Here is a 21316-nt window from a genome sequence, read left to right as displayed (position 1 = left end):
TGCGCCGCTACCAACGCCCCTGAAGCAATCTTTGGAGACTCCCATGCGCCCTGACGGTCGCCAGCCCGACGCCCTGCGTCCGATCCGGTTTGAGATGGGCTTCAGCCCCTATGCCGAAGGCTCATGCCTGGTGAAGATGGGCGACACTCATGTGCTGTGCACAGCCAGCGTGGACGAAGCGACCCCGCCCTGGCTGCGCGGTCAGGGGCGCGGCTGGGTGACGGCGGAGTACGCCATGCTGCCGCGTGCCACCCATCAGCGTACGCGCCGTGAGGTCAATTCGGGCAAACCGTCGGGCCGCACCCAGGAAATCCAGCGCCTGATCGGGCGCTCGCTGCGCGCCTGCATCGATCTCAAGGCGTTGGGCGAGCGTCAGATTCTCATCGACTGCGACGTGCTCCAGGCCGATGGCGGCACGCGCACCGCCTCGGTTACCGGTGCCTGGCTGGCGCTGAAGTCAGCCTGTCTCTGGCTGGTCGAGGAGGGGGTGATCAAGGCCAATCCCGTCCACGCCCAGCTCGCCGCGGTGTCTGCGGGCATCATCGCGGGCGAGCCGCGCCTCGATCTGGAATATGAAGAAGACCGCATCGCCGAAACCGACGCCAATTTCGTGCTGACGTCAGCGGGCGGCGTGGTCGAGGTACAGGCCACGGCCGAAGACCGGCCGATGAGCCAGGCCGAGTTCGACGCACTGTTTGCGCTGGCCCGCCGGGGCGTGACCTCGCTGTGTGCCGCCCAGAGCGAGGTGCTGAAGGGCTAGAGCGCAGTCTGAAAGCCGGCAACCGCTTCCCGGATAACGCTCTGACATGGCTCAGGCGCAGCTGTCATAGTGCAGCTCTATCGCACCGATCCTTATTATTCATGGGCTCGATGGGGCGCTCGCGCTTGTTCTGGCCGCAATTGCGATACATTCTCATCCTTCACCGAGTTGAGAGGTTCGCCATGACCGCCCTTGCCCGCGCTTTGTTTTATCAATCCGCTCCTGCCCGCATGCCGGCGGTCCGGCGCGGCCTGCTCAAGACGTTGAGCTACGGCCTCACCCACATGATCGTGGCGATGGCGGTGGTGTTTGCCCTGACCCGCGACTGGCGGGCCGCTCTGGCGGTCGGTCTGATTGAGCCGGTCGTGCAGACCTTTGCCTATGTGCTGCACGAGCGCGCCTGGGCGCGTGCGGAGCGTCAGCCCGTCGTCCATCAGGGCAAAGACGGCTCCGCCCCGTTTGGCGCATCGCACCACGGACCGCGCTGACGAAAGGGCACGGCCAGGCCCGCTGCGATCAGGTCCTCCGATAGATCGGCTCCGTCTCCGGCGCGCACAAGGCGGGCGACAACCCGGCCCCAGAAGCTGTCCGGCCCGATCTCGGTCAGCATGACCGGTGCGAAGCCCTCACCTCCGGGCGCGCTCAACCATGCGCGGGTAAACTCGGTGGCTTCGTGCCCCTTGGCCCGTTCGGCCTCGCAGTCCACACGGCGAATCTCCGGTGCATCGGCACCGCGCAGACGGACCCGGATCTCCACATACTGACCCGGCCAGGTATGGGCGCGCACGCCCACCGTATCACCATCCACAATATGGAGAATCTCGGCCGGCACAGGCCCCGGGATTTCCTGCGCGACCGCCGGTTGCGCCCAAACCCAAGAACACGCAAATAGGGAAAAAACCGCTCTCATGAGCCAAACATAGGAAAATTTTCAGGTGCGGGGAAGCCGGATATCGCCCGGCCCGGACGCTCCGGGACGGCCTCCGGTCACCTGCGCCGCTTCGATTGCCCCGCGTCCGGCGCGTCTGCAAAGGGTTTCACGCGCAGCTTGGTCTTGTGGTCGGCGGGGCCTTTGGAGCCGTCAGGCATGAGGCCGCGGAAATAGCCCTTCTGCCATTTCTCCTCGGCCGCCTGGGGGTCGTGGGTTTTGAGGCGCTTCATGAAATCGGTGCGGCTCTCGCGCCAGGTGTCCATCTGGCTCGCGGTCTTGGGGTCGGCATGAATGGAGCGCAGTTCGGGCTGCACCCGTTCGAACAGATCACGGCGCACCGGGAAGAGATGGGCCAGCGCCTCGCCGGCCTCAAAGCGCACCTCGCCCGGCCGGGTGAAGCGCCAGTTCATGGTGAAGGTATAGGGGCTCCAGTCAGTCTCGATCACGCCGGTCAGGGGCGATATACCGTCCTTGGGCTGGTTGACCGGCCCCTGGACCCAGATATTCCAGCCTGGCGGGGTGCGCAGCAGAAAACCCATCTCGAAGGTGAGGATGCCTGAGCCGAAATTGGCCATGGCCGAGCCCGCCCGCCCCATGGACAGTGGCTGGTCCAGCACCACCTCCACATCTTCCACCCGCACGCCGCCATTCCAGCGCGCCGTCAGGCCGTGGGGCGCAAACACCTCCCAGCCATGCTGATTGGCCACCACCAGCGGCAGGCAGCGATAGGCAAAGCCTTCCGGCGTGTCGTCCATCCACTGGCGCTTCTGGGAGGCGGGGCGAATCGGCGGGACGTCGCCCGACAGGGTATGGCAGATCAGCTTCATGGGCCGCACTTGACGCCAAGCCGCAGCGGCATTCAAGAGCCCTGCCTGCGCCCTCGCATTTTCGCCGCGTTTGGACTATATCGCGCGGCTATGAGCACCGCCCTGAACCTCGACTTCGCCAATCGTCCCGCGCCAGGCCCGCAAAGCCTGGCCGGCATGACGCGCGCGCAGCTGCGCGATGCGCTGATCGCCGATGCCGGCGTGGACGCGGCCAAGGCGAAAATGCGCGCCGACCAGCTCTGGCGCTGGATCTATCATTACGGCGTCACCGATTTTGACGCGATGACCAATGTTTCCAAGGATTTGCGCGCTGCGCTGAAAGCCTGTTTCACGCTGGTGCGCCCTGAGATCGTGGAGCGTCTGGTCAGTGTGGACGGCACGCGCAAATACCTGATCCGCTTTGCGCCGGGCGTGGAGGCCGAGACCGTTTTCATCCCCGATGTGGGCCGGTCTGGCGCGCTATGCGTCTCAAGCCAGGTGGGCTGCACGCTGACCTGCACTTTCTGTCACACCGGCACCCAGAAGCTGGTGCGCAATCTGACCGCTGCCGAGATCGCTGCCCAGGTGATGATCGCCCGCGATGATCTGGGTGAATGGCCGACCTCCAACGAAGACCGCAAGATCACCAATATCGTCTTCATGGGCATGGGCGAGCCGTTATACAATCTCGACGCGGTCAGTGATGCCATCGACATCATTTCCGACGGCGACGGCATGGCCATCGGGCGCCGGCGTACAACGGTGTCCACCTCCGGCGTCGTCCCGAAAATAACCGAGCTGGGTGAGCGCACCCGCGCCATGCTGGCCATCAGCCTGCACGCCACCAATGATGAGCTTCGCAACGAGCTGGTGCCGCTGAACAAGAAATACCCGATCGCGCAGTTGCTGGACGCGATTCGCGCCTATCCCGATCTGTCGAACGCCCGCCGGGTGACGTTCGAATACGTCATGCTGAAGGGCGTCAATGATTCGCTGGCCGAAGCCAAAGCGCTGGTGCGTCTGCTCAAGGGCATTCCGGCCAAGATCAATCTCATTCCGTTCAATCCCTGGCCCGGCAGCCCGTATGAGTGTTCGGACTGGGAGACTATCGAGCGCTTTGCCGACGTGGTGAACCGGGCCGGATACGCCAGCCCCGTTCGCACGCCGCGCGGCCGCGACATCTTTGCCGCTTGCGGCCAGCTCAAGAGCGAAAGCGTCAAGCTGCGCGCCAGCGAACGCCTGAGGCTGGAGCGGGCGGGTGAGGCAGGAGCCGACACACCACCACAGACCCTGCCACAATAAGACATGGAGACAGGCGCGCGCGCCTCGATCCCTTCAGTTGCCGAATTGACCATGACCCGCCCGAGCCCACTCAATCTTGACATTGATCTGACCGAAGCGGCCCGGCTGTATGCCGGGACGGGGTTTGCGGCCGTGAATGCGGTTCTGGCCGCGCCCTTCGCCGAGCGCCTGTACAGGGCGGGGCTCGCTTTCGAGGACTGGAGCCTGGTGACCGTCATCGACGGTCAGCACCGCGAGTTCGTGTCTGCTGAGATGGACCGGCTGGACTCGTCACGCCGGGTCGCGTTTGACGCTCTGGTCGCGCGCGAGGCCCAGGCGGGGTTCTGTTACCTCTATGACCAGCTCAATCTTTACGAGCGCGGGCGTCGGGGCGCGCTGAGCGATCCGGTTCTGGCCGAAGCGGCGACCCTGATCGAATCGGACACGTTCATCGCGCTGGGACGGCAGCTGACCGGCGACCCGGCCATACGGTTCGCAGACTGTCAGCTGACCCGGTATCGTCCGGGTCATTTTCTGACCGCTCATGACGATTTTGCCCAAGGCAAGGATCGCAGTGCGGCGTTCGTTCTCAATCTCGCCCGGGACTGGTGCGCCGACTTTGGCGGCGTGCTGCAATTGCTTGGTGAAGAGGGTGATGTGCGTGCGGGCCTGACGCCGAAATTCAACCGGCTCTGCGTGTTCAAGGTGCCCCAGCCCCACGCCGTCAGCATCGTGGCACCTTATGCGCCCGGGCCTCGCCTGGCGATCACCGGCTGGTTCCGCCGGGACGCCGCGCCCGCTCTCTGACGCGCAAACCCTGTTCCTTCCCGCCGCAATCACGCTAGGGTCCTGTCCATGAGCGATGCGCCCGTTTCCGTTGATCTGGTGACCGATCCGGTCTGTCCCTGGTGCTGGCTGGGCCTGCGCTACTGGCGCGAGGCCCGCGCCATGGTCCCTGACATCGCGACTGAAACCGTGCTGCGTCCCTTCCAGCTGGATGCGGGTGTGCCGCGCGCCGGTGTGCCCTATGGCGCGTACATGGCGCGCAAATTCGCCGCCGCATCGCCCGGTGCCCCCGACCGCTTCAAGGCCATGCGCGCGCATCTGGAGCAGGCCGGCCCTGGCGTCGGCATCGTGTTCAATTTCGACGCTATCGAGATCCGCCCCAATACGCTGGACGCTCACCGGGTGATCCGCTGGGCCCAGGGCCAGGAGATGGGGGAAGCTGTGCTGGACCTGATCCACAAGGCCTTCTTTGAAGACCGGCGTGATATCGGTGCCCCGGACGTGCTGGCCGCGCTGGCAGGCGAAGCGGGCATGGACGCAGAGGTGGTGCGCGATCTGCTCGGCACCGGCCGTGACGCCGCTGAAGTCCAGCGCGAAGAGCAATTCTACCGGTCGTTGGGCGTGCAGGGCGTGCCCTGCTTCATCTTCAATGGCCGGTTTGCCGTGTCCGGGGCAGAACCGCCGGACGTGCTGGCCGGCGCCATCGCCGAGGCAGCCAAATCACCGGCGTCACAGGACTGACCGGCTCAAAAGGGGAGTATCATCATGACGGCCATGACGGCGGCGGGGCTCTATGTCGGCCTTAATCTGCTCATTCTTCTGGTGCTTGGCCTGATGGTCATGATGCAGCGCAACACCTCCAAAGTGGGCATCGGCGATGGCGGCGATGACAAGCTGATCCGTGCCTCGCGCGCCCACGGTAATGGCGCAGAGTGGACCCCGGCGGCGCTTATCGGCCTGATCGCTGCGGCCTCGCTCGGGGCCCCGGTGCTGGCGATCCATATCCTTGGCGGCATGCTCACTGCCGGGCGGCTCCTGCACGGCTGGGGCCTGTCGCGTAATTCAGGCCGCAGCATTGGCCGGGTGTTGGGGGCGCTGCTGACCCTGATCGTCTATATCGTGCTGGGCGCAGGACTTGCGGTCCACGCGCTGATCTGACCGCCTTGATCTGACCGGGCTGCATTGCTCCGCGCGCCTGCGCGGGCTATGTGGCGGGCATGAGCCAGACCTCCCAATCGACCCGTGAGGGCGCGCCCGATCCGGCCGCGCTCCTCGACCTTGCCCGCGCCTTGCGCGACGCGGCCCTGAAAGCCGGTGCCGACCACGCCGAGGCAGCGCTGAGTGAATCGCGCTCGCTGGAGGCCAGTGTGCGCGACGGCGCGCTGGAAAGCCTGGAGCGGTCGGAAAACCGCGAGGCGGGGCTGCGCGTTTTCATTGGCCAGCGTCAGGCCGGGGTCAGCTTTTCTGATTTGTCCGATGCCGGGCAGGCGCTCGCCATCCAGCGCGCCATCGCCATGGCCCGCATCGCCCCCGAGGACCCGTATTGCGGGCTGGTGGAGCGCGATGCGCTGGCGCGCCGCCTGCCTGAGATCGCCACCTATGAGCCGGCGGGTCTTGACGAGGCGGGCCTTGAAGCCGCCGCGCTTGAGCTTGAAGCCGCCGCCCGGTCGGTGGACGGCGTCAGCACGGTCAGCTCGGCAGGTGCCAGCCTGGGTTCAGGTGCCTCGGCGGCGGCGGCCTCCAACGGGTTCGAGATCGCCCGGCGCGGCTCGCGCTACGGCCTCGGCGTCTCCGCCATCGCCAGGCGGGGTGACGTCATGGAGCGCGACTATGATTCGCACGCATCGCGCCGCCTGTCCGATCTGAAATCCCCGGACGCCATTGGCCGCAGCGCCGGAGCGCGCGCGGTGGCGCGGCTGGGCTCGGGCAAGCTGGCCTCGGGCAAGCGGTCCGTGGTCTTTGACCGGCGCGAATCATCGGTCTTCGTCTCGGCGCTGCTGGGAGCGATCTCCGGTCCGGCCATTGCGCGCGGCACATCCTTCCTGCGCGACCGTCTGGGCGAGCGGGTTTTCGCCGACGGGATCAATATCATCGAGGACCCGCTGCGCGACTGGAGCTTCGGCGCGCGCGCCGCTGACGGCGAAGGCGTGGCCTGCCGCCCGCGTGCGCTGGTCGAGGACGGTGTGGTCACCACCTGGCTCGTCAACGCCGCCAGCGCACGCCAGCTGGGCATGGCGCTCACCGGGCACGCGTCGCGCAGCCTGGGCGGGCCTCCGGGCGTGCGCGCGGCCAATGTGCATCTCGAGCCTGGCGAGGCGAGCCTGGACGATCTGATTGCAGAGGCCGGAGACGGTCTGCTGGTGACCGAAATGTTCGGGCCCTCGCTCAACGCCAATACCGGCGACTGGTCGGTCGGGGTGGCGGGCTTCGCGATTGAAGGCGGCCAGCGCGCCGGTCCGGTCAGCGAGGTGACGGTGGCGGGCAATCTCGTGGATATCTTCGCCCGCCTGATCCCCGGGTCGGATCTGGAGTTTGAAGGCTCGGTCAACGCGCCGAGCGTGCTGGTCGAAGGCCTGTCGATTGGCGGGCGATGAAGCCGATCGCGATCTGATCGCGCGCGCGGCGCGCGATGCGGGCCAGCTTGCGCTGGCTTTCCGCGCCCGCGGCCTGCGCGCCTGGCACAAAGGGCCGGGCGATCCGGTCAGCGACGCCGATCTCGCCGCCGATGCCCTGCTCAAGGACCATCTGATCCCCGCCCGCCCCGACTATGGCTGGCTGTCGGAAGAAACCGCCGACGACCGCTCCCGCCTCAGCGCGGCGCGCACGTTTGTGGTTGACCCTATTGATGGCACGCGGGCTTTCATCAAGGGACGGCCCGAGTTCGTGGTCTCGATCGCCGTGATTGAGGCAGGCGTGCCTGTCGCTGCGGCGATCTATGACCCCTCCACAGAGCGGCTGTGGGACGCCGTTCTGGGGCTGGGGACACGCCTGAACGGCCGCCCGGTGCGCATGAGCGGTCATGGCACCATCGCCGGTGCGCGCATTCTGGGCGATCCGGGCCGGCTGACGGCGTTGCGCGATCTGGGGGCCGCGCCTTCGACGGTCAACTCGGCCGCGCTGCGCCTGGCGCTGGCTGCGTCGGGTCTGTTCGACGGCGTCGTCGCCGTGCGTCCCAAATGGGACTGGGATCTGGCCGCCGGGCATCTTCTGATCACTGAAGCGGGCGGCCGCATTACCGACCGCGCAGGCGTGACCCTGCGCTATGATGGTGACCCGCCCAGACAGCCAGCGCCGCTGGCCGCTGGCCCGGCGCTGCATGCCTTGCTATTAGAGCGGCTCGCACAGGAGGACGCGCCATGAGCGATGTTGATTCGCCCCAATTGCTGCATCTTGTCATTGGCGGTGAGCTGAAAGATCTCGGCCCCGGCGCCCATGAGTTCAAGGATTTGTCCCAGGTCGAGTTTGTCGGTGCCTATCCCGATTACGAAACCGCCCGAAATGCCTGGCGCGCAGCGGCCCAGCGCACGGTGGACAACGCGCATATGCGCTTTTTCGTGATCCACGCCCACAAGCTGCTCGATCCGGGCCGGAGCGGCGCGTCCTGAGCGCCCCGCCCGTCCCGCCTGCGCCCACCCGGTCCGGCGCGCGCGCCCTGGCGCTGAGGCTGTGGCGAGACTTCATGCCGGGCCGGTTCGCCCTGTTCGGCTGGGGCGTCGTCCTGTCCCTGATCACCGCAGCCGCCGGTTCCTCCTATGCCGGGGCGGTGCATCTGGCCAGCCAGCTGATCGAGGCGGCCGATCCGCGCGTGCTGTGGGCTGCGCCGGCTTTGATTGGCGCGCTGGGGATTATCCGCGCCGCCTCGCTCTACGGCCAGACCATCGCCACCAATCAGCTGGCTTTGTCGATCATGCGCGATCTGCAAAGCGCCATGTATGCCCGCCTCGTCAGCGCCGATTTCGCCCGCCTGCAGGGCGAGGCGACGGGCTCGCTGATCTCGCGCTTCACCAATGACATCACCATGCTGCGCGAGAGCCTGGTGCGCGCGGCCAATAATCTCACCCGCGATCTGTTCATGGTGATCCTGGGCATCGCCTGGATGTTCTGGATCGACTGGATGCTGGCGCTCTACGTGCTGGTGGTGCTGCCGCTGGTGGGCCAGCCTGTGCTGCGCATCGGCCAGGCAATCCGCAAGCGCGCCGACGCGGTGCAGTCCCAGGCCGGCGATGTAACGAGCTTTCTTGATGAAAGCCTGTCCGGCGCGCGGATGATCAAGAGCTTCACCCTGGAAGACTGGGTCAATGCGCGCGCCCGGGCCCGTTTCGCCGAGCGCTTCCGCCTGCTCCTGTCCATGATCCGTCAGCGCGCCCGCATCGAGCCGCTGATGGAGATCGCCGGCATGATCGCGCTGGCGGGCGTGTTCGTGATCCTGGGCTGGCGCGCCCTGCAGGGCGAGGGCGGGATCAGCCAGCTTCTGGGCATTATCGCCGCGATTCTGGTGGTCAGCCCCGCGGCGCGCGCACTGGCCTCGCTGGCCGGGGTGATGCAGGAAGGCTTTGCTGTGCTCGACCGGGTCTTCGCCCTGATCGACGAGACCGACACAGTTGTAGAGGCGCCCGGCGCCCCCGATCTCGTGCTGAACGGCGGCGCGGTGCGGTTTGAGGACGTGCATTTCGGCTATGACGGCGTGCGCGCGGCGATTGACGGCGTGACGCTGGAGGCAAAGGCGGGCGAGAACATTGCCCTCGTTGGTCCGTCCGGGTCGGGCAAGACCACGCTCCTGAACCTCGCCGCCCGGCTGTATGACCCGTCGCAGGGCAGGGTGCTCATTGATGGTCAGGACATCCGGGAGGCGACCCTCAAAAGCGTGCGCGGTGCTGCGGCGCTGGTCAGTCAGGACATTATTCTGTTCGATGATACAGTTGCGGCCAACATCGCCCTGGGCCACCCCGATGCGGACCCGGATGCGGTGATCGAAGCGGCCAAGGCCGCCGACGCCCACGACTTCATCATGGCTTTGCCCGGCGGATATGATTCCCGGGTCGGTCCCAAGGGGACCAGCCTGTCGGGCGGTCAGCGCCAGCGCATCGCCATCGCCCGCGCCATACTGAAAGATGCGCCCATCCTGCTTCTGGACGAGGCCACCTCGGCCCTGGACGCCGAGGCCGAAGCCCGCGTGCAGGCGGCGCTGGAGCGTCTGGCCGAGGGGCGCACCACGCTGGTCATCGCCCACCGCCTGTCCACCGTGCGCAAGGCCGACCGCATCTATGTGCTGGATCAGGGCCGCATCGCCGAACAGGGTGATCACGCCAGCCTCACCCAGGCCGGCGGCCTCTACGCCCGCCTCAGCGCGTTGCAGCTGACGGGCGGGTAGAGCGCTCTACTCAAAAGTTGTCATGTTGACGCCTTTGTGGTGATATCACCAAGCGCGCGCCACGCCCGGCGGCGCGCGCTGGCACGGGAGCGCACCACATGATCATGGCCATTTTTGCAGCGGCGCTGGCGTCCGCCCCCCAGCCGTCCATAGAACTCCATGGAGAGCTCCATGGCGTGCGCGCCAATGCCAGTCATTTCGCCGGGCAGGTTATTGCCCGCGCCGAGGCGGGCGAGACGGTGATCGCGGCTTTCGAGATCTCAGCGTCCGGCCAGCCGGTTCTGGACGCCTGGTGGCGCGATCCGGACCGGCCAATGGATGCTGAGATCGTGGCGCAGCTCGGGTGGTGCGGGCAAAGAGACGGGCGAGTCTCGGCGGAGTTTGTCGAGGCTCTGGAAGAATTGCGGGCGGCGGCGCAATCGCTGCCGATCTCGGTGCGCCTGTTTGATGAGCGCGGCGGGCCGGCGCTGGCGTCCATGAGGGAAAATTCCAGCCGGGGTTCGGCTCAGCTCGCTTTGGCCCTTGCACGCCTGTCAGCCGCCAACCCTGATACGCGCGTCATGGCTTTGATGGGCAATGTCCATGCGCGCAAGACCGCCTATGCCATGCCGGAATCAAGCGGCGGCGGCGACATGATCACCGCCGGCCTGTTGCTGGCTGATCACGCGCATGCGATCGCTTATGTCTATGGACCCGGCTCGGCCTTCAATTGCCGCATGGACGGGTGCGGCATCCACGCCACATACGGCAATTACACGCTCGTGATGCACCAGCTGACTGAAGGCGTCTATGACGGCCACGCCGATCTGGGCGCTGCAGAGGCGACCACACCGCTGGCCGAGGCCGGTTTTTGCCCGGCGAACGCCAGCGAATAGCCAGGTCTGGCCCGATCATGCGCCCGCCGATTGAGGCGCGCCCTACTCCTCCAGCCGCCGGATCGCCTCGGTCTGCGCCGCTTCGCGGTCGCGCGAGAGCAGCGCATGCAGCGCGCCAGCCTCGGCGCGGATGGCGTCCTCAAACGCGCCGGGCGCGTCCGCGTCCCTTGCCTGCTCCAGCAGCGCCAGCGCCTCATCGCCATGGACCCGCGGGTCGGCGGCGATCAGGGCGAGGGCAAAATGAAAGGCGATGGAGGGATCGTCGCCTGCCCGCGCGGCAGCGGTGCGGTAGCGTTCGCGGCCCTCGCCGGCGTCCGATCCGAACATGCCCGGCCGGGCGCGGCGCGCCACCTCCATATGCCAGGCGCCCAGCATGCCCTCGCCCCAGGGATCGTCCGGGTCCAGCGACAGGGCGGTCTCGATATGGCGCTTTCCCTCCTGGGGCAGACCCATCATCGCCGCGCGTACAGGGTTGATATAGCGCGCCTCGAACCCGATCGCGGCGGCGAGGCGCAAATGCGCCGGCGCATGGCCCGGGTCCGCGGCGATGGCGGCGCGCGCATGGTCCTGGGCGCGCCGGGCCGCCGCCCGCCGGTCGCCGCGTGAGGCACCGGACATGTCACCCAGCATGAGCGGCGTGAGCGCGGCCTGGGACGCGAGCGTGCGGGTTTCAGCATCGGCGCGGCCGCTGGCTGCCGCTTCTGCCACGGCCCAGTCTCCGCGCTCATAGGCGCTCACGGCGCCGGGATCGGGCGCAGAGAGGGCGAAGGAGAGAGTCAGAAGCAGCGCCTTGATCATGGGGCCGGACTATAGCATCTGGCGCGCGCCCGGCGAGAGGCCTTGCGGCGTTTGCGGAACGCTAGGCAGGCGGCGCCGACCGGATATCCTCTTGCGCCAGACGGGCGGCATGATTGGCGAGCCTCGCTATCTCGCGATAGGCGCGGGCCTGATCGGCGGCTCTGTCCATGTCGGCCAGCTGCTCCGGCCAGGCGGCGGCGTCGGCGCTCATGCCCCGGAAAATACAGGCGAGATCACGCGCGCCGCCCGCCGCATCGATGGCGCGGGCATGGCGCGCCGCCGCCAGTGACAGGGCATCAAGACCGTCCAGCACCGCATCACCGGGTGCCAGCGCCTGCGCAGGCGCGCCGGGGGTCAGCACCAGCCGCTCTGCGCGCGCGTTGGCTTCCGCCTCCAGCGCCGCGGCGGCGTGTTGCAGATCGGACGTGTCCGGCGTGCTCAAAAGGGCGAGCGCGGCCAGAAGTGTGGCGATCAGGGACATGGGCGGGCCTCCAGTGTGCGTTCAGGCTTCGGCGTGCAAGGCGCGGGCCGCTTGATCGCCCGCCCCAAGGGGGCTAAGCCCCGGACCGGTTTCCCGGCGCGGCTCACGCGCCCTTGCAGCGCAGCGAGTTAGATCATGGCCAAGGCCTTCCGCCCCAGGGCGCGCCGTCCGCGCGGGTTTGAAGATCGCACCGCCGGCGTGATCCGCGCCGAGCGCGCTCTAGTGAGCGCCGCCAGCGCCGTCTATGAGCGCTGGGGGTTTGAACCGCTGGAAACACCGGCGTTTGAGTACGCCGACGCGCTGGGCAAATTCCTGCCCGACGAGGAGCGGCCTAATGAGGGCGTGTTCGCGCTCCAGGACGATGACGAGCAGTGGATGGCGCTGCGCTATGATCTGACCGCGCCGTTGGCGCGCTTTGCGGCGGAGAATTTCCAGGACCTGGTCAAACCCTTCCGCCGCTATCAGTTCGGCGAGGTCTGGCGCAATGAAAAGCCCGGCCCCGGCCGCTTCCGCCAGTTCGTCCAGTGCGACGCTGACAGTGTCGGTGCCGCCGGTCCGGCGGCGGATGCAGAGATGATCGCGCTCGCTGCCGAGGTGATGCGCGCGGCAGGCCTGAAAGACGGCGAATTTGTCATCCGGGTCAATGATCGCCGCCTGCTCGACGGCGTGCTCGAAAGCCTTGGGAATGCCGACGACACAAGGCGCATGCGCGTGCTGCGCGCTATCGACAAGCTCGACCGGCTGGGTCTTGCGGGCGTGGAGCAATTGCTTGGCAAGGGCCGCAAGGATGAGAGCGGCGACTTCACCCAAGGTGCCGGACTGGACGAGGGCGGCGTGCGCACCGTGCTGGGCTTCCTCGAAGCGGCCCAGGCCAAAGGTACGCGGGCTGAGATCACCGAACGCCTGGCTTCGGCCGCCGCCGGATCGGGCGCAGCGGGTGTCGAGGCGCTAGGCGAGATCAACGCCATCCTTACCGCCCTCGGCGTCAGCGAGCGCGAAGCGGTGTTCGACCCGTCCGTCGTGCGCGGGCTTGGCTATTACACCGGCCCGGTGTTCGAGACCGAGCTTCTGGTCACGCCCACCTATCCTGACGGCAGCCCGATGCAGTTCGGCTCGGTGGCCTCCGGCGGGCGGTATGATGATCTGGTGGCGCGCTTCACAGGTCAGGCCGTGCCCGCCACGGGTTTCAGCTTCGGCGTCAGCCGCTTCGCCGCCGCCCTGTCGGCGCTGGGCCGGCTGGATGCGGCGCAGGCCGCCCCGCTGGTCATCGTCATTGCCGCAGACAAAGGGCGCATGGCCGAGTACTTCGCCATGGCGGCCGAGCTGCGGGCGGCAGGCCTGCGCGCCGAAGCCTTTGTCGGCGCAGGGAATATGGGCAAGCAGCTGAAATACGCCGACCGGCGCGGCGCGGCCTTCGCCGTGATCGAGGGGGAGGAGGAGCGTGCGCGCGGCGAGGTGCAGATCAAGGATCTCAAGCTGGGGGCTGAGCTCGCTGAAAGCATCGAAGACCGCGATGAGTGGAAAGAGCAGAAGCAGCAATTCGCCGTTCCGCGTGGCGGCCTCGTCTCCGCGATCCTCGACGCGCTGAAGCGCGGCTGACCGGCGGCGGTGTATGATCCCCATGACATTGGGGGGTTGACGCCAACATGACAGTTAGGTCACGTTTTCACCTGACAGGGCCTGACCGTCTTGTCTCTAAGCGGTGTCTCTGGGGAGGAGACGTCTCTTTGTCGACCAACCAAATTGAACGCCCGGCGCCGCAAGACGCCGGGCTTTTTTTGTGTCCGCTGGACAGCGCGCCCGCATGAGGCTTAGCTGTCACGCGGGGAAATGAGGGGAATCCGGACATCATGCTGACGCGACGCCATATCATGGGCGCCCTGGCGGCGAGCGCGGCTGCGCCGGCCGCGGCCAACGCAGGTCTGCCCGCTGACGCTCTGGCGCGCCATGCGCTGCGCCCGATGGAGGCGCTGGTCGGGCGCACGCTGATCCTGGGGTTTCTGGGCGATGCGCCTGATGCGCCGGGTGCGGACGCTATTGAAGCCGATCTGGCCGCCGGCCGTATAGGCGGGGTGTTGTTCCTGCGCCACAACGCCCGCACGCGCGAGGGCGTGGAGGGGCTGGCGCGGCGCTTCCGTGAGGCGGCGCCGGACGCCTGGCTCGCCATCGACCAGGAAGGCGGCGTCGTCCAGCGTCTGACCGGGGATATGGGCTATACCCGCATCCCGCGCGCCCAAGCGCTGGCGGAGGGCGGACTCGACGCCGCCCGGCCCCTGTTCGAGACCGCGGCGCGCGAGCTGCTCGAAGCCGGCTTCAACATGAATCTCGCCCCTATCGCCGACCTTCATGATGCCGGCAATGACGCCATCGGCCAGTACGGACGTGCCTTCAGCGCGGATTCACGTGACGTGGCGCAGTGGTGTGCGACCTTCATCGACGCGTTCGAGGCCCAAGGCATCGCCTGCGCCATCAAGCATTTCCCCGGCCATGGCCGCTCGCGCGGCGACAGTCATGATGGCTATGTGGACATCACCGCCACCTGGACATTCGAGGAGGCCGCGCCGTTTGGGCGATTAATGCGCCTGGGCCGGGCCCACCTGATGATGGGTGCCCATCTGGTCAATCTGCGCCTTGATCCCGACGGCTTGCCGGTGACCCTGTCGCGGCGGGTTCTGCACGGGCTGTTGCGCGAGGTGATGGGATATGACGGCGCGATGATCACCGATGATCTCGATATGGGCGCGATCCGCAATCACTACAGCCGCGAACAGGCCCTGACCGGCGCGCTGGCGGCGGGCAACGATCTCATCCTGATCTCCAACTCCGCCAATCCCGATCCGGACCTGGCCCGCCGGGCTGTGGACTGGGTGGGGGCTGCGCTGGTTGCCGGAACCCTGTCGGTCCAGCGTCTGGCAGAGGCCAATGCCCGCCTTGACGCACTGGCAGCCCATCTGCGCCCGGCCTGACACGAAAACGGGCGGTCCCGGATGGGGCCGCCCGTTTCTTCATTCAAACCAAAAGGATCAGGCTCAGGCGGCGGCACCGCCGGTGGACTTGGTCTCTGCCGCCTTGAGAGCGTCCTCCGCGGCGGCGTCACTGCGCGGGCGCCGGGTCCGGGGGCGCTTGGGCGCCGGCTGCTCGCTGGCAGGCTCTTCAGCCTGTTCGGGCTTTCTGTCCGCCTGCGCCGAGACGCTGGCCGCTTCCGGGTCCACGACGGCCAGGGGATCGGCGCCGGCATTGTCGTTGTCGTCCTCGGGACGCCGGCGGCGGCCGCGCTGACGGCGCTGACGGTTCGCGTTCTCACCGGACTCCGCCTCTTCGCGCGGCGCACTGGGGCTGTCATGGCCGTTGGCGCTCTGGCCATTGCCGCGGCCGCGCTGGGCGTCGCCGTCCTGGCGCTCGGTGCGGTCCGGTTGATCGGGACGGGGCTGCGGGTCAAAGCGCGGCTGCTCATTGCGCTGGCCCTGTTGACCGGAGGGGCGCTCATTCTGGCGCTCATGCTGCCGGTCGTTTGGACGATCATTCTGGCGGTCGTCGTCGTTGTCGCCTTCTTCACGCCGGGGCTGGGTCAGTTGCACGATGCGCAGATAGTGCTCGGCGTGCTGATAGTAGTTTTCCGCCATCACCCGGTCGCCCGAAGACGAGGAATCGCGCGCCAGCTGAAGGTATTTCTCATAAATGTGCTGGGCATTGCCCCGGATCTTCACATCCGGCCCGTTGCTTTCGAACGCCCGGTTGGAATTATTCTGGTGGCCGGGCTTCCGGCCGCGGCCGCGTTGACGCTTCATTGCCAAAACCTGATCTCTTTCGGGCGGGAGTGAATGTCGGGACGTCCGGCTCGCAAACACCGGCTGCTCTGGCGACAAGGCCTGTACGGCTCTCTGACCGCCGCGGCGCTTGCGTCCATGTCTGAGTCTAAACCATCAGATGCGGGCGATCCGCCTCAAATTCCGGAGCAGCCCCATCCCGGCCCGCACCGCGCCTCTGACGTGGCGCACCCTAGACGCATCCGTGAGGTGATTCCAAGGCTTTTTTGCATGGCAGAGCTATCCCTGGCGGAACACGAGCGCCCGGTCCCGCCCGCCGAGATCGCGGCGCAGGGCGGCGTCCTGTACGCCGTTTGCACGCGCCAGGGACAGAGCCGTTTCGCCCTGGTCAAATCCGATCTCGAAAACCGCGGTTCCACCGGGATTTAGCAGGCGTCGCGCTTCGGCGAACAAATGGGGATAAGGGGCGAGGCCGTCAGGGCCGCCGTCCAGGGCGAGGCGGGGTTCGTGATCCTTCACCTCGGGTTCGAGCGTGCCGATGACCGCGCTGGCGATATAGGGCGGATTGCAGACGATGAGATCGAAGCGGCTATCCACGCCGTCGGCCCAGCGGGTTTCGATGAAGGTAATGCGGTCTGCAAGGCGGTTATGCGCCGCGTTATCCCGCGCCACGGCGAGCGCGGCGGCGCAGATGTCAGTGGCCACGGCGCGCGCGTTGGGCAGCTCGCTGAGCAGGGCCAGCGCGATGGCGCCAGAGCCCGTGGCGATGTCCAGTATCTCCAGAGGCCCATTGCGATCGCTCACCGCCGCCAGAGCCGCTTCCACCACGGTTTCGGTATCGGCCCGCGGCGTGAGCACATCGCGGGTGACCATCAGGTCCAGCGTCCAGAAGCCCACGGAACCTACGATGTGAGACAGCGGCTCGCGCTGCGCCCGCCGGGCGATCAGGGCGTCGAAGCGTGCCGCTTCAGGTTCTGGAATCGCTTCGTTCAGCCGCGCCATCAGGCTGGCCGCCTCGAGTCCGCCGGCTGATTCGAGCAGGCGGCGTGCATCGCCTTCGGCCTCATCGCTCAGCCCCGCGTCACGCAAGCGGGCCGCGCCTGCGCGCAGCGCCTTGCGCCAGGTCGGCGCGCTCAACCCTCTTCCATCGCGGCAAGCCGCGCGGCCTGGTCCTCGGCGGCCAGGGCGTCGATCACCTCATCCAGCCCGTCTCCGGTGATGATTTCATCAAGCTTGTAGAGGGTGAGATTGATGCGGTGATCGCTGACCCGCCCTTGCGGATAATTATAGGTGCGGATGCGTTCGGACCGGTCACCGGACCCCACCTGGCCCTTGCGCTCGGCGGCGCGTTCGGCGTCGCGCTCGGCGCGCTCCTTGTCGTACAGCCGGGTCTTGAGCACCTGCATGGCGATGGCGCGGTTCTGGTGTTGCGATTTTTCCTGGCTGATCACCACGATCCCGGTGGGGATGTGGGTCATGCGCACCGCCGAATCGGTCTTGTTCACGTGCTGACCGCCTGCGCCGGAGGCACGCATGGTATCGATGCGGATGTCCTCGTCGCGGATGACGATATCTACCTCTTCCGGTGCCGGCAGCACCGCCACCGTCGCGGCCGAAGTGTGGATACGTCCGCCGCTTTCGGTCGCCGGCACGCGCTGGACCCGGTGCACGCCGGATTCAAACTTCAACCGCCCGAACACGCCGGTCCCGGCGACGCTGGCGATGATCTCCTTGTAGCCGCCAATCTCTGATTCGCTGGCGTCGATCACCTCCATGCGCCAGCCGCGCAGAGAGGCGTAGCGCTGGTACATGGCGAACAGATTGCCTGCGAACAGCGCCGCCTCGTCGCCGCCGGTGCCGGCGCGGATCTCCAGAATGATAGAGGCCTCGTCATCGCGGTCTCGCGGCAACAGGAGCAGCTGCAGTTCGCGCTCCAGAACGGGGATCGCCTTCTTCAGGCGGATGCGCTCCTCCTCGGCCAGGGCGGTCATGTCCCGGTCGGCGCTTTCCTCGATGATGGTCTCGGCCTCGGCCATCTCGCTGCGCGCGGTTTTGAGCTCGCGCGCCTTGTCGGCGACCTTCTTGAGCTCGGCATGCTCTTTGGAGAGGCGCACGATTTCGGTGGAATCGGTGGACGCAGCCAGGCGCGCCTCGACCTGGTCGAACCGGTCGATCACCTGATCCAGCTTGGCGGTCTGTATGCTCATGGCAATTCAGTTACGCCAGCACGCGCCATCGCGAAAGCCCTTGCGTGCGCAGGACCTGCACGCCGGGCTGGCACCGCCGCGTCAGGCGCGGCGCGAAGGCTGTCGTTGGCTATCGCTCATCTTGTCACGCATGGCGGCGCAGCGGCAGGAGCGAAACCCGAATAGCGGGCGCGGTCGGTATCCATGTCCAAACACAAAATCTGATATCGATAGCCGTGGTCCTTTTCATGGCTGATATGACCGGTGAAAGAACCCGGGCGGGGGTGGATAAGTTCGTCCGGCGCGTGACACCGCGCGCGCCGGAGGGGACGTCAGGAGGCTCTGTGGGGACATGATGCGCCCGCGAGATGACGTCCCGCCTCGACTCCTGGCACGGCGAGGCGCGCCAAGGCCCCCTAGACTTGATGGCGGGTGAGATTGGCGATGACGCCGGGGTATTGGAAGGCGGCCATCCGGTCGAGCAGCGAATCAGGATCGTCGTGCTCGGTCAGCATGCGCCGGTGGCGCGGTTCGACGAATTGCTCGCTTTCCATATGATCGAGGAAGGCCAGAAGCGGGTCGAAATAGCCGTGCGCGTTGAGCACGCCCACCGGCTTGGCGTGACGGCCAAGCTGGGACCAGGTCCACACCTCGAACAATTCCTCCAGCGTGCCCAGCCCGCCGGGCAAAGCGATGAAGGCATCGGATTCGTCGGCCATCACCTGTTTGCGCTCATGCATGGACGTGACCACGCGCATATCACTGACGCGGCCATGGGCGATTTCCTTGTGGAACAGGAAGTCGGGAATCACGCCCGTCACCATGCCGCCGGCGTCCAGGCACGAATCAGCCAGCTGGCCCATCAGCCCCACCTGGCCGCCGCCATAGACCAGGCGAACCCCGCGCCGGGCCAGCGCCGCGCCCATGGCGCGGGCGGCCAGCCCGTAGGCTTCATGGGCACCAGGGCTTGAGCCACAATATATGCAGACAGAGGAAATCATGGCGCCTCTTAGCCGCCCCGGCCCGCGCCGCCAAGCGCCGGGCGCCTTTCCACAGGTAACGGCGCCTTAAGGCCGTGCTCAGCTTCCTTAATGAGTCTGCGCGCGGGCGTGGGTCTGGTAAGGTTTTGTTTACCAAAAAGTTCGCGTTCGGACGGTTTGGGGCGTTGACGCCTGTGTGAAGGCTCAGCACTATATGTTGCGGTCTCTCGGGGAGGCCGCACACAATGTATTGAAATTCTCACGCAGCGCGCGGGACTTTGTGTCCGCCGCAAGGGTCTCTTGCGCCGCTGCTGTCCTTGAAGGAGCGTTCGACCATGACGCCGTTTGACCACGTCTCCGCCACCGCCGCCGCCCAGCGCGCGCCGAGCCAGAACGGCAAGCCCAAGGCCGTCAAGCTGCGTCTGGTCGATTCGGTCCAGACCGACCCGTCGCGTGACGCCCTGCTGACTGATTTCGGCAAGAAGACGCTGGTCGACCGCTATCTGCTGCCTGGCGAGTCCTATCAGGACATGTTTGCCCGCGTGGCACGCGCCTATGCTGACGATGTCGCGCATGCGCAGCGCCTCTACGACTATATGTCGAAGCTCTGGTTCATGCCTGCGACACCGGTGCTGTCCAATGGCGGTGCCGACCGCGGCCTGCCGATCTCCTGCTTCCTCAATTCGGTGGATGATTCGCTGGGCGATATTGTCAACACCTGGACCGAGAATGTCTGGCTGGCGTCCAATGGCGGTGGTATCGGCACGTATTGGGGCGGTGTGCGCTCGATCGGCGAGAAGGTCGGCCAGAATGGCCAGACCAGCGGCATCATTCCGTTCATCCGGGTGATGGATTCGCTCACCCTCGCGATCAGCCAGGGCTCGCTTCGGCGCGGGTCGGCGGCCGTGTATCTCGATGTGCACCACCCGGAAATCGAGGAATTCCTGGAAATCCGCAAGCCCAGCGGTGACTTCAATCGCAAGAGCCTGAACCTGCATCACGGGCTGAATATCTCTGACGCGTTCATGGAGGCAGTGCGCGACGACGCCGATTTCGAATTGCGTTCGCCCAAGTCCGGCGAAGTGGTCAAGTCGGTCAACGCCCGCAAGCTCTGGCAGAAAATCCTGGAGCTGCGCCTGCAGACCGGAGAGCCCTACATCATCTTCTCCGACACGGTGAACAACAACATGCCGGTCCACCAGCGCAAGCTGGGCTTGAAGGTGCGCCAGTCCAATCTGTGCTCGGAAATCATGCTGGCAACCGGTCTCGACCATCTTGGCCGCGACCGCACGGCGGTGTGCTGCCTGTCCTCGATCAATGCCGAGACCTATCAGGAATGGAAGAGCGATCCTGACTTCATCGAGGACGTGTTCCGCTTTCTGGATAATGTGCTGCAGGATTTCATCGACCGCGCGCCGGACGAGATGGAGCGTGCGCGCTATTCGGCCTGGCGCGAGCGGTCGGTGGGCCTGGGCCTGATGGGCTTCCACTCCTTCCTGCAAAAGCTGGGCGTGGCCTTTGAATCCTCCACCGCGCGCTCGTGGAACCGGGTGTTGTTCAAGCATATCCGCCAGCAGGCGGACATCGCCTCGGTCAAGCTGGCCGAAGAGCGCGGCGCGTGCCCGGATGCCGCCGAGCAGGGCGTCAAGGCGCGCTTCTCTCACAAGCTGGCCATAGCGCCGACCGCCTCGATCTCGATCATTTGCGGCGGGACCAGCGCGGGCATCGAGCCGATCCCGGCCAATGTCTACACCCACAAGACCCTGTCAGGCTCGTTCACGGTGAAGAACCCCTACCTTGAAGAGGTTCTGGAAAAGAAGGGCGAGAACACGGCGACTGTCTGGTCCACCATTCTCGAGCACGAGGGCTCGGTCCAGCATCTCGACTGCCTGAGCGATGACGAGAAAGCGATCTTCAAGACAGCGTTCGAAATCGACCAGCGCTGGGTCATCGAGCACGCCGCAGACCGGACCCCCTTCATCTGCCAGTCCCAGTCGCTGAACATTTTCCTGCCCGGCGATGTCAATAAATGGGATCTGCACATGCTGCACTGGACCGCCTGGGAGAAGGGCGTGAAGTCGCTCTACTACTGCCGGTCCAAGTCGGTTCAGCGGGCCGGTTATGCCGGCTCGGGCGAAAAGTCCGAGATCGAGCGCAGCATGGAGCAGGCCGCGCCCACCGATTACGAGGAATGCCTGGGCTGCCAGTAGGCAGGCTGAAGCTCTGATTGCCTGTTACGCCCCGGCCGCAAAGGCCGGGGCGTACTGCGTTCTGGTGCAGGTTCACGGTCCATT

General features: G+C 66.6%; 22 protein-coding genes. 14 read left to right on the top strand and 8 right to left on the bottom strand.

Annotated features, from left to right (window positions below; genetic code table 11):
• Window positions 1–43: 43 nt before the first annotated feature.
• Entirely contained in the window at window positions 44–760 is a 717-nt protein-coding gene (gene rph, locus L2D00_10865; protein ID WBQ12344.1) for a ribonuclease PH, read from the top strand.
• Window positions 761–942: 182 nt separating this feature from the next.
• Window positions 943–1248 carry a DUF2061 domain-containing protein gene (locus L2D00_10860; protein ID WBQ12343.1) on the top strand — a complete coding sequence of 102 codons (306 nt, stop codon included), beginning with the start codon at window positions 943–945 and terminating at the stop codon, window positions 1246–1248.
• Here the strand turns inward: L2D00_10860 and L2D00_10855 are convergent.
• Entirely contained in the window at window positions 1194–1592 is a 399-nt protein-coding gene (locus tag L2D00_10855) for a hypothetical protein (GenBank protein WBQ12342.1), read from the bottom strand. The genes L2D00_10860 and L2D00_10855 overlap by 55 nt on opposite strands.
• A gap of 155 nt (window positions 1593–1747) precedes the next feature.
• Complete coding sequence (locus L2D00_10850; protein ID WBQ12341.1) at window positions 1748–2518, bottom strand: DUF6065 family protein; 771 nt, start codon at window positions 2516–2518, stop codon at window positions 1748–1750.
• A gap of 90 nt (window positions 2519–2608) precedes the next feature.
• Here L2D00_10850 and rlmN point away from each other — a divergent pair, with 90 nt between their 5' ends.
• The 9 genes from rlmN to L2D00_10805 all read left to right on the top strand — a co-directional run bounded on the left by rlmN (window position 2609) and on the right by L2D00_10805 (window position 10810).
• A complete protein-coding gene (rlmN, locus tag L2D00_10845; protein WBQ12340.1) occupies window positions 2609–3799 on the top strand; it encodes a 23S rRNA (adenine(2503)-C(2))-methyltransferase RlmN in 1191 nt (396 codons plus the stop codon).
• Window positions 3800–3850: 51 nt separating this feature from the next.
• Entirely contained in the window at window positions 3851–4585 is a 735-nt protein-coding gene (locus L2D00_10840) for a 2OG-Fe(II) oxygenase (protein WBQ12339.1), read from the top strand.
• 48 nt (window positions 4586–4633) lie between these two features.
• Window positions 4634–5305: a DsbA family oxidoreductase gene (locus L2D00_10835; protein ID WBQ12338.1), complete on the top strand. Its 672-nt coding sequence runs from the start codon at window positions 4634–4636 to the stop codon at window positions 5303–5305.
• A gap of 24 nt (window positions 5306–5329) precedes the next feature.
• The gene (locus L2D00_10830; GenBank protein ID WBQ12337.1) at window positions 5330–5722 is read left to right on the top strand and encodes an MAPEG family protein; all 393 of its coding nucleotides are present in this window, start codon (window positions 5330–5332) and stop codon (window positions 5720–5722) included.
• A gap of 59 nt (window positions 5723–5781) precedes the next feature.
• Entirely contained in the window at window positions 5782–7158 is a 1377-nt protein-coding gene (locus L2D00_10825) for a TldD/PmbA family protein (protein WBQ12336.1), read from the top strand.
• Window positions 7145–7924 (top strand): 3'(2'),5'-bisphosphate nucleotidase CysQ, encoded by a 780-nt coding sequence (locus tag L2D00_10820; protein ID WBQ12335.1) that lies wholly within the window; start codon window positions 7145–7147, stop codon window positions 7922–7924. The genes L2D00_10825 and L2D00_10820 overlap by 14 nt, the downstream gene beginning before the upstream one ends.
• Window positions 7921–8169 carry a DUF4170 domain-containing protein gene (locus tag L2D00_10815; protein WBQ12334.1) on the top strand — a complete coding sequence of 83 codons (249 nt, stop codon included), beginning with the start codon at window positions 7921–7923 and terminating at the stop codon, window positions 8167–8169. Before L2D00_10820 ends, L2D00_10815 begins: the two co-directional genes overlap by 4 nt.
• A 74-nt stretch (window positions 8170–8243) precedes the next feature.
• A complete protein-coding gene (locus tag L2D00_10810) occupies window positions 8244–9935 on the top strand; it encodes an ABC transporter ATP-binding protein/permease (GenBank protein WBQ12333.1) in 1692 nt (563 codons plus the stop codon).
• Window positions 9936–10033: 98 nt separating this feature from the next.
• Window positions 10034–10810 carry a hypothetical protein gene (locus L2D00_10805; protein WBQ12332.1) on the top strand — a complete coding sequence of 259 codons (777 nt, stop codon included), beginning with the start codon at window positions 10034–10036 and terminating at the stop codon, window positions 10808–10810.
• A gap of 42 nt (window positions 10811–10852) precedes the next feature.
• Here the strand turns inward: L2D00_10805 and L2D00_10800 are convergent, their stop codons facing one another.
• Both L2D00_10800 and L2D00_10795 read right to left on the bottom strand, forming a co-directional pair.
• Window positions 10853–11608 (bottom strand): hypothetical protein, encoded by a 756-nt coding sequence (locus L2D00_10800; protein WBQ12331.1) that lies wholly within the window; start codon window positions 11606–11608, stop codon window positions 10853–10855.
• A 61-nt stretch (window positions 11609–11669) separates the two neighbouring features.
• On the bottom strand, window positions 11670–12089 hold the full coding sequence (locus L2D00_10795; protein WBQ12330.1) for a hypothetical protein: 420 nt from the start codon (window positions 12087–12089) through the stop codon (window positions 11670–11672).
• 135 nt (window positions 12090–12224) lie between these two features.
• Here L2D00_10795 and hisS point away from each other — a divergent pair, with 135 nt between their 5' ends.
• Window positions 12225–13688 carry a histidine--tRNA ligase gene (gene hisS / locus L2D00_10790; GenBank protein WBQ12329.1) on the top strand — a complete coding sequence of 488 codons (1464 nt, stop codon included), beginning with the start codon at window positions 12225–12227 and terminating at the stop codon, window positions 13686–13688.
• Window positions 13689–13939: 251 nt separating this feature from the next.
• Entirely contained in the window at window positions 13940–15055 is a 1116-nt protein-coding gene (locus tag L2D00_10785; GenBank protein WBQ12328.1) for a hypothetical protein, read from the top strand.
• 63 nt (window positions 15056–15118) lie between these two features.
• Here the strand turns inward: L2D00_10785 and L2D00_10780 are convergent, their stop codons facing one another.
• The 4 genes from L2D00_10780 to L2D00_10765 all read right to left on the bottom strand — a co-directional run bounded on the left by L2D00_10780 (window position 15119) and on the right by L2D00_10765 (window position 19043).
• The gene (locus L2D00_10780; GenBank protein WBQ12327.1) at window positions 15119–15877 is read right to left on the bottom strand and encodes a DUF4167 domain-containing protein; all 759 of its coding nucleotides are present in this window, start codon (window positions 15875–15877) and stop codon (window positions 15119–15121) included.
• Window positions 15878–16135: 258 nt separating this feature from the next.
• Window positions 16136–16993, bottom strand: coding sequence for a peptide chain release factor N(5)-glutamine methyltransferase (gene prmC / locus L2D00_10775; GenBank protein ID WBQ12326.1), 858 nt, complete (start codon window positions 16991–16993; stop codon window positions 16136–16138).
• Window positions 16990–18063, bottom strand: a complete 1074-nt coding sequence (gene prfA / locus L2D00_10770; protein ID WBQ12325.1) for a peptide chain release factor 1 — start codon at window positions 18061–18063, stop codon at window positions 16990–16992. Before prfA ends, prmC begins: the two co-directional genes overlap by 4 nt.
• 395 nt (window positions 18064–18458) lie before the next feature.
• Complete coding sequence (locus tag L2D00_10765) at window positions 18459–19043, bottom strand: TIGR00730 family Rossman fold protein (GenBank protein WBQ12324.1); 585 nt, start codon at window positions 19041–19043, stop codon at window positions 18459–18461.
• A gap of 314 nt (window positions 19044–19357) precedes the next feature.
• Between L2D00_10765 and L2D00_10760 the strand changes: the two genes are divergently transcribed.
• Entirely contained in the window at window positions 19358–21232 is a 1875-nt protein-coding gene (locus L2D00_10760; GenBank protein ID WBQ12323.1) for a ribonucleoside-diphosphate reductase subunit alpha, read from the top strand.
• Window positions 21233–21316 lie beyond the last annotated feature (84 nt).

The sequence above is a fragment of the Hyphomonadaceae bacterium BL14 genome, from assembly GCA_027627705.1.
GTDB lineage: Bacteria > Pseudomonadota > Alphaproteobacteria > Caulobacterales > Maricaulaceae > Oceanicaulis.
This window is presented reverse-complemented; position numbering and strand designations above follow the sequence as displayed.

Excerpts from the sequence above, each read along its gene's own strand:
- rph (WBQ12344.1), top strand. The coding sequence starts at position 44 with ATGCGCCCTGACGGTCGCCAGCCCGACGCCCTGCGTCCGATCCGGTTT.
- L2D00_10825 (WBQ12336.1), top strand. The coding sequence starts at position 5,782 with ATGAGCCAGACCTCCCAATCGACCCGTGAGGGCGCGCCCGATCCGGCC.
- L2D00_10835 (WBQ12338.1), top strand. The coding sequence starts at position 4,634 with ATGAGCGATGCGCCCGTTTCCGTTGATCTGGTGACCGATCCGGTCTGT.
- L2D00_10805 (WBQ12332.1), top strand. The coding sequence starts at position 10,034 with ATGATCATGGCCATTTTTGCAGCGGCGCTGGCGTCCGCCCCCCAGCCG.
- L2D00_10815 (WBQ12334.1), top strand. The coding sequence starts at position 7,921 with ATGAGCGATGTTGATTCGCCCCAATTGCTGCATCTTGTCATTGGCGGT.
- L2D00_10765 (WBQ12324.1), bottom strand. The coding sequence starts at position 19,043 with ATGATTTCCTCTGTCTGCATATATTGTGGCTCAAGCCCTGGTGCCCAT.
- L2D00_10860 (WBQ12343.1), top strand. The coding sequence starts at position 943 with ATGACCGCCCTTGCCCGCGCTTTGTTTTATCAATCCGCTCCTGCCCGC.
- L2D00_10785 (WBQ12328.1), top strand. The coding sequence starts at position 13,940 with ATGCTGACGCGACGCCATATCATGGGCGCCCTGGCGGCGAGCGCGGCT.
- L2D00_10800 (WBQ12331.1), bottom strand. The coding sequence starts at position 11,608 with ATGATCAAGGCGCTGCTTCTGACTCTCTCCTTCGCCCTCTCTGCGCCC.
- L2D00_10810 (WBQ12333.1), top strand. The coding sequence starts at position 8,244 with ATGCCGGGCCGGTTCGCCCTGTTCGGCTGGGGCGTCGTCCTGTCCCTG.
- rlmN (WBQ12340.1), top strand. The coding sequence starts at position 2,609 with ATGAGCACCGCCCTGAACCTCGACTTCGCCAATCGTCCCGCGCCAGGC.
- L2D00_10780 (WBQ12327.1), bottom strand. The coding sequence starts at position 15,877 with ATGAAGCGTCAACGCGGCCGCGGCCGGAAGCCCGGCCACCAGAATAAT.
- hisS (WBQ12329.1), top strand. The coding sequence starts at position 12,225 with ATGGCCAAGGCCTTCCGCCCCAGGGCGCGCCGTCCGCGCGGGTTTGAA.
- L2D00_10830 (WBQ12337.1), top strand. The coding sequence starts at position 5,330 with ATGACGGCCATGACGGCGGCGGGGCTCTATGTCGGCCTTAATCTGCTC.
- prfA (WBQ12325.1), bottom strand. The coding sequence starts at position 18,063 with ATGAGCATACAGACCGCCAAGCTGGATCAGGTGATCGACCGGTTCGAC.
- L2D00_10840 (WBQ12339.1), top strand. The coding sequence starts at position 3,851 with ATGACCCGCCCGAGCCCACTCAATCTTGACATTGATCTGACCGAAGCG.
- L2D00_10760 (WBQ12323.1), top strand. The coding sequence starts at position 19,358 with ATGACGCCGTTTGACCACGTCTCCGCCACCGCCGCCGCCCAGCGCGCG.
- L2D00_10795 (WBQ12330.1), bottom strand. The coding sequence starts at position 12,089 with ATGTCCCTGATCGCCACACTTCTGGCCGCGCTCGCCCTTTTGAGCACG.
- L2D00_10850 (WBQ12341.1), bottom strand. The coding sequence starts at position 2,518 with ATGAAGCTGATCTGCCATACCCTGTCGGGCGACGTCCCGCCGATTCGC.